The sequence below is a fragment of the Chryseobacterium jejuense genome (assembly GCF_017877355.1).
Taxonomy (GTDB): domain Bacteria; phylum Bacteroidota; class Bacteroidia; order Flavobacteriales; family Weeksellaceae; genus Chryseobacterium; species Chryseobacterium jejuense_A.
Genome location: NZ_JAGIPR010000007.1, coordinates 152601 through 164689, shown reverse-complemented (window position 1 = coordinate 164689; position 12089 = coordinate 152601). Strand labels below are relative to the sequence as shown.

Annotated in this window: 13 protein-coding genes and 1 pseudogene; 6 read left to right on the top strand and 8 right to left on the bottom strand. The window is 35.0% G+C overall.

Translation table 11 applies throughout. The features are described 5' to 3' along the window. Positions 1 to 81: 81 nt before the first annotated feature. Positions 82 to 546, top strand: a complete 465-nt coding sequence (locus J2772_RS15835; protein ID WP_209918347.1) for a carboxymuconolactone decarboxylase family protein — start codon at positions 82 to 84, stop codon at positions 544 to 546. A 53-nt stretch (positions 547 to 599) separates the two neighbouring features. Here J2772_RS15835 and J2772_RS15830 read toward each other — a convergent pair whose 3' ends face one another. Together J2772_RS15830 and lptB are read right to left on the bottom strand one after the other, a co-directional pair. Then, on the bottom strand, positions 600 to 2327 hold the full coding sequence (locus J2772_RS15830; protein WP_209918522.1) for an ABC transporter ATP-binding protein: 1728 nt from the start codon (positions 2325 to 2327) through the stop codon (positions 600 to 602). Between the two features lie 503 nt (positions 2328 to 2830). Further along, positions 2831 to 3556, bottom strand: a pseudogene (lptB, locus tag J2772_RS15825) (LPS export ABC transporter ATP-binding protein); the annotation flags it as partial. 154 nt (positions 3557 to 3710) lie between these two features. Between lptB and J2772_RS15820 the strand changes: the two are divergent. Both J2772_RS15820 and J2772_RS15815 read left to right on the top strand, forming a co-directional pair. Then, entirely contained in the window at positions 3711 to 4007 is a 297-nt protein-coding gene (locus J2772_RS15820; RefSeq protein ID WP_209918343.1) for a TM2 domain-containing protein, read from the top strand. A 67-nt stretch (positions 4008 to 4074) separates the two neighbouring features. After that, positions 4075 to 4251 carry a bacteriocin gene (locus tag J2772_RS15815; RefSeq protein ID WP_209918341.1) on the top strand — a complete coding sequence of 59 codons (177 nt, stop codon included), beginning with the start codon at positions 4075 to 4077 and terminating at the stop codon, positions 4249 to 4251. A 71-nt stretch (positions 4252 to 4322) separates the two neighbouring features. Here the strand turns inward: J2772_RS15815 and J2772_RS15810 are convergent, their stop codons facing one another. Beyond that, the gene (locus J2772_RS15810) at positions 4323 to 4466 is read right to left on the bottom strand and encodes a bacteriocin-like protein (protein WP_209918340.1); all 144 of its coding nucleotides are present in this window, start codon (positions 4464 to 4466) and stop codon (positions 4323 to 4325) included. A 144-nt stretch (positions 4467 to 4610) separates the two neighbouring features. Then, positions 4611 to 5600, bottom strand: coding sequence for a porphobilinogen synthase (gene hemB, locus J2772_RS15805; protein WP_209918338.1), 990 nt, complete (start codon positions 5598 to 5600; stop codon positions 4611 to 4613). Positions 5601 to 5718: 118 nt separating this feature from the next. On the opposite strand from hemB, the gene J2772_RS15800 reads away from it, so the two are divergent. The 3 genes from J2772_RS15800 to J2772_RS15790 all read left to right on the top strand — a co-directional run bounded on the left by J2772_RS15800 (position 5719) and on the right by J2772_RS15790 (position 8400). Next, positions 5719 to 6069 (top strand): T9SS type A sorting domain-containing protein, encoded by a 351-nt coding sequence (locus tag J2772_RS15800; RefSeq protein WP_209918336.1) that lies wholly within the window; start codon positions 5719 to 5721, stop codon positions 6067 to 6069. A 104-nt stretch (positions 6070 to 6173) separates the two neighbouring features. Continuing rightward, positions 6174 to 7085 (top strand): ABC transporter ATP-binding protein, encoded by a 912-nt coding sequence (locus tag J2772_RS15795; RefSeq protein WP_209918334.1) that lies wholly within the window; start codon positions 6174 to 6176, stop codon positions 7083 to 7085. A gap of 4 nt (positions 7086 to 7089) precedes the next feature. Further along, positions 7090 to 8400, top strand: coding sequence for an ABC transporter permease (locus tag J2772_RS15790; RefSeq protein WP_209918332.1), 1311 nt, complete (start codon positions 7090 to 7092; stop codon positions 8398 to 8400). A gap of 474 nt (positions 8401 to 8874) precedes the next feature. Here J2772_RS15790 and J2772_RS15785 read toward each other — a convergent pair whose 3' ends face one another. The 4 genes from J2772_RS15785 to efp form a co-directional block, all read right to left on the bottom strand. Further along, on the bottom strand, positions 8875 to 9546 hold the full coding sequence (locus tag J2772_RS15785) for a porin family protein (RefSeq protein ID WP_209918330.1): 672 nt from the start codon (positions 9544 to 9546) through the stop codon (positions 8875 to 8877). Between the two features lie 16 nt (positions 9547 to 9562). Next, positions 9563 to 10435, bottom strand: coding sequence for a succinate--CoA ligase subunit alpha (gene sucD, locus J2772_RS15780; protein ID WP_002977143.1), 873 nt, complete (start codon positions 10433 to 10435; stop codon positions 9563 to 9565). Positions 10436 to 10525: 90 nt separating this feature from the next. Further along, complete coding sequence (locus J2772_RS15775; RefSeq protein ID WP_209918328.1) at positions 10526 to 11428, bottom strand: LpxD N-terminal domain-containing protein; 903 nt, start codon at positions 11426 to 11428, stop codon at positions 10526 to 10528. A gap of 67 nt (positions 11429 to 11495) precedes the next feature. Continuing rightward, a complete protein-coding gene (efp, locus tag J2772_RS15770; RefSeq protein WP_045500255.1) occupies positions 11496 to 12062 on the bottom strand; it encodes an elongation factor P in 567 nt (188 codons plus the stop codon). Between the last annotated feature and the right edge of the window lie 27 nt (positions 12063 to 12089).

Genomic DNA, 12089 nt, shown 5'->3' with positions numbered 1-12089 from the left:
GATATATTATTTATCATTTGTAAAAAAAAGCCAGAAAATTCCATTCTACATTTGTCATATAATTAATCAAAAACAAATATTATGTCACAAAGAATCAATGCATTTGCAATGGGAAACAAAGCTATAAATGCGCTAAACAACATGGGATTTCAGGTACAGAACTCTTCATTGGATAATCAGTTTTTAGAACTGTTGTATTTTCGGGTTTCTCAAATGAACGGATGTGCTTTTTGCCTGGATATGCACTCTAAAGAATTAAGAGCAAAAGGTGAAACTGAACAAAGAATATTTCTGGTAAGCGCCTGGAGAGAATGTGCTTTTTATACGGATAAAGAAAAAGCTGGCCTGCTTTGGGCAGAAAGCTTAACAACATTGAATGGCAAAGAAATTCCAGATGAAATCTATTCACATGTAAATCATCATTTTTCTGAAACGGAAATTGTAGACCTGACAATGGCCGTTATTGCAATCAATAGTTATAACAGAATTAATATTGCTTTCGGGGCGAACGTAGGCGCCTATCAGGTTCCTGAAAAAGCACATTAAACAATATTTATGAAATGTAAAAGCCTCAGCATAATTATGCTGAGGCTTTTATTTTAATTTTCTTTGAGAGTATTCACCAGTTTATCGAGATTTAAACTTCTCGCCGAGGCATCAAAGATTTCACGATAAGTTCCTTCTTTGTTATAAAGTTCATCATGAGTTCCGCTCTCTACTACTCTTCCTTTTTTCATCACATAAATTGTATCCGAATCCAGGATTTGAGATAATGAATGAGAGATAATGATAACGGTTCTTCCAGCTTTAATGGCATCCAGAGAATTTTTGATCTGTTCCGTGGCAATAGCATCAAGACTTGCTGTAGGTTCATCCAGAAATATAATCGGAGGATTTTTCAGAAACAGTCTTGCAATAGCAATTCTTTGTTGCTGACCTCCTGAAAGCTGAGTAGCATCATGCTGATATCCGGTAGGAAGATCCATGATCTGATCGTGAAGATATGCTTTTCTTGCTGCAGCCTGAATTTCTTCAAAATTGGCATTCATATCACCATAACGGATGTTATCTTCAATACTCCCCTGAAAAATGTGGTTTTTCTGAAGAACAAGTCCAAGATCACTTCTCAGAAATGTATTATCATATTCATTTAAATTTATTCCATCCAACAAAATTTCTCCTGAATCCGGCAGATAAAATTTACACAAAAGATTAATCACCGTTGATTTTCCTGCTCCGCTTAATCCTACCAATGCTGTTGTTTTTCCATTTTCGATTTTCATAGAAACATCATGTAAAGCATGTGTTCCGTTGGGATAAGTAAAGTTTACATTTTTAAGTTCAAAAGTTCCTTTAATTTTTTCCTCCACAAAACTTCCGTTCTGTTCTGTTTCATTATCAGCATTAAGAATATCAAAATATCCTTCGGCATAAATCATTGCATCATTCATATCATCATAAATTCTGTGCAACTGACGGATAGGAGCTGATACATTATTAAAAAGCATAATATGAAGCATAATTGCTCCAATGGTCATCTGCTGATCCAATACCAGATAAACAGTCAGAAGGATAATCAGTACTACTCCAAATTGCTCAATAAAGGTTTTTAAACCGTCATAAATAAAGTTGGTTCTTCTTGTGAACATCTGACTTTCCATCAGCTGCATCTGGAGATCATACTGTTTTTTACCTTCAAATTTTTCACGCACAAAACTTTTAATCACCATAATAGAATTCACCAGGTTCAAAAGGCCTGAAGTCTTCTTTTCTCTTTGATTTCGAAGTTGTCTACGAACTCCACTCAGTTTTTTAGCCTGCAGCGAACTTATGTAAAAATAGATCGGAACAATGATTGTAGAAACCAATCCTACATACACATTCTGCATATACATGATGATAAGCGCAATAATAGCATTGGAAAAAAGCGGAAGAATATCTATGAAAAAATTCTGGACAAGCTTAGTTAAACTTTCAATTCCACGGTCAATCCTGATCTGTAGTTTTCCAGATTCATGGTTTTCATCATTAAAGTAAGCGACACGATAGCTCAGAATTTTGTCAATAGCAGACTGTGCCAAAACAGAACTAACATTGATTCTGATTTTTTCCCCATAAAACTTCTGTCCGAAATTGATGAAAATATTCAGTAATTCTTTTCCCAATAAAATAATGGAGATGATGATAAGGATATGAATCCCCTCGGTCATAGGGTGCGGAAGGCGGGTCAATTTGGTAACTTCATCTACGGTATACTTCAGGACAATTGGGTTTACCTGTGCTGCCAGAGCTCCAAGAAAAGTAAGAAACAATGTTCCATAGATCATTAATCGGTAAGGTCTGATGAATGGAACAAGCTGTTTATAAATCCCGAATAAAGTAACTGTTCTGTTGAATGGTTTTGCCATAGGAAGTATTTAAACTGAAAAACGTACCGTTTCGAAAAGAAAAGGTACGTTTTTATTATTATTTTTAACTATTAATTGTTTAAATTTTATCCTTCATACATATACGTCGTAAGATAATGCAGTTCCGGCTGGCTTACTTTTTTAGATTCTGCCTCTGCCTGCTCCAGAGAATATTGTGAATTGATTTCTTTTTTCTGGAAAACAAATGAGTTATTTGCATTTTTATCCACTACCTCGGCAAAGATATGCTCTATCTCTGAGTTACCTAATGAAGCAAAACTGACATCTTCAAAACCATACATCAGTCTCAGATTATCATATTCCTTAAAGTTTTCATCAACAAATCCCTGCAGATGAGTTTTTGAATCAAAATTACCTGCCCAGATGTTGTAAGCATATTTTTTCTTCTTCGGTTTATCTAAAATGCTTTGATATACAAAGTTTTCTCCAAGATAAGCTTCTCTTACCTGCGGATCATTCGCAAGATCTTCGGGAAGACCTTCTTTCAGGATCTTTCCTTCAAACATAATATACGTTTTATTGGTGATCGCAAGGGTCTGCTGTACGTTATGGTCGGTGATCAGGATTCCAATGTTTTTATCTACAAGACTTCTTACAATCTTTTGGATATCTTCTACCGCAATTGGGTCAACTCCGGCAAACGGTTCATCCAGAAGGATAAAGTTCGGGCTTGTAGCCAAACAACGGGCAATTTCTGTTCTACGTCTTTCCCCACCGGAAAGAAGATCTCCTCTGTTTTTACGAACGTGCTGTAAAGAAAACTCCTCAATCAGCTCATCACATTTGATTTGCTGTTCCCGTTTTGAAAGTTTTGTCAGCTGCAATACTCCCATAATATTTTCCTCTACAGACAGTTTTCTGAAAACTGAAGCTTCCTGTGCCAGATATCCGATTCCTTTTTGGGCTCTTCGGTACATAGCATCTGTAGTAATCTCCTGTTTATCCAAGAAAATTTTTCCTGAAGTAGGCTTAACCAACCCTACGATCATATAAAACGATGTAGTTTTTCCTGCTCCGTTCGGACCAAGCAAACCAACAATTTCTCCCTGCTGAACCTGTACAGAAACGCCTTTTACAACTTTTTTAGGACCGTATTCTTTGATTAAGTTTTCTCCGCGTAAAATCATAGGGCAAATATATCAAAAATATAAACTTCACTTATAGGTTAATGTAAACTTGTTTATCTAAAATATGAAACTTGTTCACTTTCAGTTTGTGTAACTTTTTATCTTTTCAACCTACTTATTATAAAAAAATTCAATCAATTACAAACATTAAGAAATGGAAAATTACGGATATACTAAAACAGAAAATACAGGAAACCAACAGCAATACAATATGCCCTACCGTTCAGAAAAAAAACTTCCTGCAGCCCTATTAGGCATTCTTGTAGGCTGGCTGGGCTTAAATAAATTTTATCTTGGATATACCAAAGAAGGCATTATTCAATTGGTTCTGAATATTGTGACCTGTGGTGTTGCTTCTATTATTCCTTTTATTGAAGGCATCATCTATCTTTGTATGGATGACAAACAGTTTGATGACACCTATGTTCATGGAAGAAAACCTTGGTTATAATTAAATATCAACACTTTATGATATATTTTTATTAATTTAGAGTAACTAATTAATAAAAATATTCACCATGAAAAAATTAACAAAAAAAGATTTAAAACAAATCAAAGGAGGTTATTATTATACCTATCCTGATAAAAATGGAAACTGCTTTCCAGGATGGTATCTATGCCCAACAAAAATTTGTCTTTTAGACCATCCCGACAATCCGATACATCCTGAAGATCCCTTCTGCCAGGGAAAATAAATAAAAATCACTTCCAAGTAAGTCATATAAAAAGCTGTCTCAATGAGGCAGCTTTTTTATATTTTCATCAATTAATCTGGACAAGCTACATGGTTGATTGTACATGGATGCCAGATACCTTTACACATTGTCCCGCAATTCGGGTCATCAATGATTACTTCTCCTCCTTTAATTCCTTTCAATTGGTTTCTTTCAACCTTTTTCAAATTTTTCATAATTACCTAATTTTTAATTTTTAGAATTCTAATATAAGAATATTCTCCACATAAAGAATTATTATGAAAATATTTTAAAAATATTGCTAAAAAAAATAGACTGCCTTACTGACAGTCTATTTTCTTTTATGTATGGAAATTCTTTTATCTATTTAAAATCATTGCTGCTTCCTTAGCAAAATAAGTAAAGATCATATCTGCACCTGCTCTTTTGAAACATGTAAGATTTTCAATAATAGTTTTATCATTATCCAGCCATCCGTTCTGAACTGCTGCTTTCACCATTGCATATTCCCCACTTACGTTATAAACTGCAATCGGAAGATCAATAGCTTCACGTACTTTAGCAACGATATCCAGATAAGGAAGCCCCGGTTTAATCATAATAACATCTGCTCCTTCGTCGATATCTTTAAATACTTCATTCAAAGCTTCGCGGGAGTTGTGAAAATCCATCTGATACGTTTTTTTATCTTTCGGAATTTCAATATTTTCTTTTGGAGCACTGTCTAAAGCACTTCTGAAAGGTCCGTAGAAAGAGCTTGCATATTTGGCTGCGTAGCTTACAATACCAACATCTGCAAATCCGCTTTCTTCCAATGCTTCACGAATAACCTGAACTCTGCCATCCATCATATCGCTTGGAGCCACAAGATCTGCCCCTGCTTCTGCATGAGATACTGACATTTTTGCTAATGCCTCGTTGGTAGCATCATTTAAAATTTTCCCGTTTTCGATAATTCCGTCGTGTCCGTAGATTGAATAAGGATCTAAAGCAACATCAGGCATTACCACCATTCCAGGAACAGCATCTTTAATCGCTTTGATTGTATTCTGCATCAATCCGTTTTTGTTCCATGCTTCTTTTCCGGTATTGTCTTTCAGATTTTCGGATACCTTCATGTACAAATTGACAGCTTTTACGCCTAAAGAAAATAATTCCTTACATTCTTTTACTGTTAAATCTATGCTTCGCCTGAAAATCCCCGGCATCGACGGGATCGGTTCTTGCATGTTTTCGCCCTCCATTACGAAGATCGGCATTACAAAATCATCAGTTGTAAGTACATTTTCTCTTACCAAACTTCTGATAGATTCATTAACTCTAAGTCTTCTATTTCTTGAATGTATCATTTTGGAATACTTTTTGAATAAGTTTCTACAAATTTACTACAAGTTATACAAAAAACTATTGTATGAAATTGTAGAATTTATTATATTTGTTATATATATTCGAGAAATTATAAATTTGATGAAAAAACTTTTACTTTTAATTCTATTTATAGGCACTTTTGTTGGATTTTCCAACAATTTACAAGCTCAGCTTAGAGAGCCGGGTTCCATCACTCAGAAGGCAGATGATGGTGTTTTGCTTGCCTATCCAAATCCTGCAAAGGATTTCCTTATTATTAAGGCAAAAGATTCTTCTTTAAGAATCAAAAGTGTGACTTTTTATTCTATTTTGGGTATGCAAGTTGCCAACTATACAGTCAATATGAACTCCGGAGAGATTAATATTGAAAAATTAAAACCCGGAAAATATCTGATTCGTTATATTTTGAGCGACAATACGCAAAAAGTTACTCAAATCGTGAAACAATAAATTAACATCCTGATAATCATCAGGATTTTTTCTTTTATAGCAATCTCGTTTAATATTTCCGTAACTTTAAGGACTTTTTTCTACTAATTGTAAAAAACAACTTAATGCTAAGAGCTGAACATATTAAAAAGACCTATAATACCGGAAAAAAGGTCGCATTGGATGATTTCAGCATCCATGTTCCTAAAGGAAGTATTTATGGACTTTTAGGGCCTAACGGAGCCGGAAAAACATCATTCATCCGTATCATTAACCAAATTACCCAGGCAGACTCCGGAGAGATCCTAATCAATGGAGAAAAACTGAACCCCAATCACATCAAAGATATCGGTTATATGCCTGAAGAAAGAGGGCTATACAAGAATATGAGTGTAGGTGATCAGATTCTTTATTTCGGAGAACTGAAAGGGATGAGTAAAAATGACGCCCTGAACGAAGCAAAAAAATGGTTTGATAAACTGAACATCGACCAATGGTGGAAGAAAAAACTTTCTGAACTGTCTAAAGGGATGGCCCAAAAAATTCAGTTTGTGGTAACAGTACTTCACAGACCTCATCTTTTAATCCTTGATGAACCTTTCTCAGGTTTTGATCCTGTAAATGCTAACTTAATCAAAGACCAGATTATTGATCTTAAGAATAACGGAACCACCATCATTCTTTCTACCCACAGAATGGAAAGTGTAGAAGAAATGTGTGACTATGTGGCATTGATTAACAACTCCAAGAAAATTATTGACGGAAGAGTTTTTGATGTAAGAGAAAAATTCAAGAAAAATATTTTTGGAATTACTCTTTCTGAAGTAAACAACGAACAGCTGGAAAGCTTCAGAAATAAATATGAAATCTTCAACTTTTCCAATGAAAACAGCCTGGTTTCTTTTGACCTGAAAAATGAAGCTGATCAGAATAATATCCTTCTTGATCTTGTGCATGTAGGGAAAGTAAGATCATTTGACGAAAGAATTCCTAGTATGAATGAAGTGTTTATTAACGCTGTAAGTAACCATTCTTAATTTTATGAAAAATATTTTTTTAATTACAAAGAGGGAGTTTCTTACACAGGTTAAGAAAAAATCCTTTATCATATTGACTTTATTGGCACCTGTTATGATTATTGCCTTTGGTGCAGTGATCGGATTAATGTTTAAAGCCAATGAATCGCACAGTATTATTGAGGTTGTTGACAAAAGTGGTTTATTTATCAATCAATTAAAGTCTAATGATAAACTGAACTACGTATTCGTTTCTGCGGCAGATGAAAATTCTAAAATCAACAATTTAAAAGGAAACGAATCTCTGGACGGAGTTTTAATTTTACCAGAATTAAAAGGCCAGAATTACGAAGAACTTGAAACGGGAGCCAGACTTGTTATCAATAGTAAAATGGGCTTTGATACCAAACAAAAAATTGTTTCCGATATTACCAACGTTGTTAAAAAAGAAAAAATCAAACAATTGGGGATCCAAGAAACTCAATTGAATGATCTTGATAAAAGTTTCAGTCTGAAGACCATAAATGTTGCAGATAACAACAAAGAGGATTCTGACCTTACTTTCGGCGTTAAATCAGGACTTAGTATGGTTTTGATGTATGTTACCTTCATGTTCATTATTATCTATGGAGTAAGAGTAATGCGAAGCGTTCTGGAGGAAAAGAACAACCGTGTTGTAGAGATTATTATTTCTTCTGTAAAACCTTTTGAGCTGATGATGGGTAAAATCCTTGGAGTAACATTGGTTGCTCTTACCCAGTTTCTGATCTGGATTACCATGTCTGTGATTGGAGCTTTGGTTTTAAATACCGGATTCTCTCCTCTTCAACAGAATGTTCCGGGCGCCAATGAGCAAATTGCAGATAAACTGGATATGGCGCAGCTTGCTACTCAGATTTCCCACAGTTTATTGGAACTGAATTTCCCACTGATTATTTTTGTGTTCATTGTTTTCTTCCTTTTAGGATATATTTTCTACAGTTCCATTTATGCAGCTATTGGGTCTGCAGTGGATAATGAAACAGAAACTCAGCAGTTTACTTTATTTGCGATCTTACCATTAACCCTGGGGATGTATGGAAGTTTCTCATTAATGAATAATCCTGATGGCCCAATGGGCTTCTGGTTATCTATTATTCCATTTACTTCACCGGTAGCCATGATTGCCAGAATACCTTTTGGAGTTCCGGCATGGCAGATTGCATTATCTATTGTTCTATTACTGGCAACTACTGTATTTATGATATTCCTTGCGGGAAAGATCTATCGTGTAGGAATTTTGATGTATGGAAATAAAGCTACATTGAAAGAGCTTTGGAAGTGGATTAAAGGTTAATTCCCCAGGCAGGAAAAACGAACAACTTAAAAGGGCAAATTTACAAATATGTGAATTTGTCCTTTTTCTTTTTAAACATGAAAAGAAATCTATTTGTAAGGAGATTTCATCTGAGTTCTTGGATAACTAAAAGATAAAGAGGAATTTAGGTTTGACGCAAAGTCTTAGAATCTTCCTGTGATACTTTTTAAGAAGGCAAAGGTGGAATCAATTTCATTGATTCTTTTTTAAACGGATGAATAATCATTTAGGTTCATCATTGGTTTATTATAATTCTTAGCATTCTGAAGATAAATTGGTTAGACAATTCACCTTTTCTTTAAGTAAATAAGAATGTAATGCAGAGTTAGAGTAGTAACCAGCTTTTACACTTAGTCCATGGTTTACTTCCCTTATTTCTTTTATGTATTTAATTCAAAAAATCCCGGAAAGTAGTTTTCCGGGATTTCTTATTTATATTCTGAATAAAATGTTTTATTTGAATATATAGCTTAAGGTAAGAGCTATCACCTGTTCAGACTTTTTCTTATCAGTACCTTTGGTTTCTTTTTTAAGGCCAGGATAAGTATCCCCAAGACCTAAGTCATATTTTAAAGCTACTTCAAGTTGTCTCTTATAGCTATATCCTACTCCTAATCCTATTCCCCAGTTAAAGCTGTTTGCTTTTCCATTTACCCCTGAAGGCTGTGAAGGATCAGTAACATCCGGATCATAATAAGGTCTGTTTGCAGGAACATCTTTAACATTTTCGCTCAGCAAAAAGTTAAATCTAGGTCCCAATAGTCCAAAGAATTCAGATTCTGCTTCTGAAAAATACCCTTTGAAATAAAGAGGTACACTCAGATAGTTATTAGCATATACTGCATTATAACCATCCATATTTTTAGCATCACTATCTTTACCTGTTTCTCCGCCTCCATAGTATAGAACTTCAGGCTGAATATAAAACTGGTTTGTCTTTCCTACGGGAATTAAAGCCAAAGCTCCACCTTGAAAGGTGTATCTTGGGCCTGAAGGATTATGGGCATTAGATACTCTGGAATAGTTTAAGCCTGCTGTAAGCCCGAATCTTGTATTCTTCCACTGCACTTGTGCAAAGGATAAAACAGAAAGGGTTAAAGCTGAGGCTAATAAAAGTTTTTTCATATTATTTGGTTTTATATTATCCTAGAATCTTAGCTACAGTAGCACCAATATCAGCAGGAGAATCAACAACGTTGATACCATTCTCTCTCATGATTTCCATTTTTGCCTGAGCTGTATCTTCTGCACCACCTACAATAGCACCAGCATGTCCCATTGTTCTTCCTTTTGGAGCTGTTTGTCCAGCGATAAATCCGACAACCGGCTTAGTAGATCCACTAGCTTTATACCATCTAGCAGCTTCAGCTTCTAATCCACCACCAATTTCGCCAATCATTACAACAGCTTCAGTTTCAGGATCGTTGATGAATAATTCCAACGCTTCTCTTGTAGTAGTTCCAATAATTGGGTCACCACCAATACCGATCGCTGTAGAAATACCGTAACCTGCTCTTACTACCTGATCAGCAGCTTCGTAAGTAAGGGTACCTGATTTTGAAACGATACCTACTTTACCTTTTTTGAAAACGAAACCTGGCATAATACCAATTTTAGCTTCTTCAGAAGTAATGATTCCAGGGCAGTTTGGTCCAATTAATCTGCAGTCTCTGTCAGCAATATAAGATTTTACTTTTACCATATCAGCTACAGGAATACCTTCAGTAATACATACAATTACTTTAATCCCTGCTTCAGCAGCTTCCATGATAGCGTCTGCCGCAAATGCCGGTGGTACGAAAATAATACTTACGTTTGCTCCTGCTTTTTCAACAGCGTCAGCTACTGTATTGAATACTGGCTTTCCTAAGTGCTCGCTTCCTCCTTTTCCTGGAGTAACACCACCTACTACGTTTGTTCCGTATTCAATCATCTGACCAGCATGGAAAGTACCTTCGTTCCCTGTAAATCCTTGTACAATTACTTTAGAATCTTTGTTTACTAAAATTGACATTTTATTGTTGTTTTAATTTATTTATTATTTTATTAATGCTCACAAATTTACTCAAATTTCTTTGATTTTGGACAAAACCTTTGGAATTGTTTATTTGAGATTTCTCAGTTTTACTTCTTTTTTCAGATAAGTCTTGAAATCTTCGGCAAACATTCCGATATAGGTACCTTTTTCAAGGTCTCTGTTCACTCCGGTTTTCCCTAAAATTACAGATCCGCTCTCAATTTTATTTCCGGAAGCGATACCCACCTGTCCCCATAGGGTTACTCCATCTCCAATCACACAACAACCGGCAATTCCAACCTGAGAAGCTATTAAACATTTCTTCCCGATTATAGTGTCATGCCCTATCTGAATCTGATTATCCAAAACGGAACCTTCTCCAACCACTGTAGAATCTGTAACACCCCTGTCTATAGTGCATCCATTTCCTATTTCCACATTATTTTCGATCACAACATTTCCTACTGAAATCAAACGGTCAAAGTTTCCATCTAATTTCCTGTAATAGAAAGCATCACCTCCCAACACCGTATTAGACTGAATGATTACATTATCTCCAATAACGGTTCTATCACCAATCACTACATGAGGGAAAATTAAAGTATTTTTCCCAATTTTCACATTGTTTCCGATTACAGCAGAGGAGTGAATTTTTGTTCCCTCGCCAATTTCAGCATCATGAAGTTCTTCTGTGAAGTTGTAAATTCTTGTAAAATGGGTATTGATCTTATTAAAATCTCTGAAAGGATCATCAGAAATCAGAAGTGCTTTACCTTCAGGGCAATCTACTTCTTTATCAATCAAAATAATGGTAGCAGCAGAGTTGAGTGCCTTATCATAGTATTTGGGATGATTCACAAATACAATCTCTCCCGGTTTTACCATGTGAATTTCATTGGAACCCAACACTTCAAAATCTTCAGGGCCAACAAATCTGGAGCCAATCAAATCGGCAATCGTTTTAAGCTTTTGTGGAGAATGAAATCTCATAACAATAGATTTTCTTATAAAACAAAATTCGGACTGCTAATGCAAACCGAATTTATGTAAATTTTATTTATTCTTTTACTCTTTCTAAGTAACTACCGTCTTCAGTGCTTACTTTAATTTTGTCTCCCGGTTCAATGAACAAAGGAACCATTACTCTTGCTCCTGTTTCAACGATTGCGTTTTTAAGAGCATTGGTAGCAGTATTTCCTTTTACACCCGGATCAGCTTCAATAACATCCAGGTATACAGACTGTGGAAGTTCTGCAGAAAGTGGAGTTTCATCTGCTTCTTTCAAAATGATTGTTACTTCTTCACCTGCTTTCATCAAGTTTGAGTTTTCAATCATTTCTTTATTTAAATATAGCTGAGAAAAATCATCGTTATTCATGAAGTGGAATCCGTTCTCATCATCATAAAGATATTGGAACTTTCTTGTGATTACTTTTACTTCTTCAATTTTGTGACCTGCAGAGAATGTATTATCTAATACTTTTCCGTTTGTCACAGATTTTAGTTTTGTTCTTACGAAAGCAGGTCCTTTTCCTGGTTTTACATGAAGAAACTCAATTACTTTAAAAATATCATTGCTAAATTCGATGCAAAGACCTTTTCTAATATCGTTACTTGTTGCCATTAATATATATTATCTTTTTTTACTTAA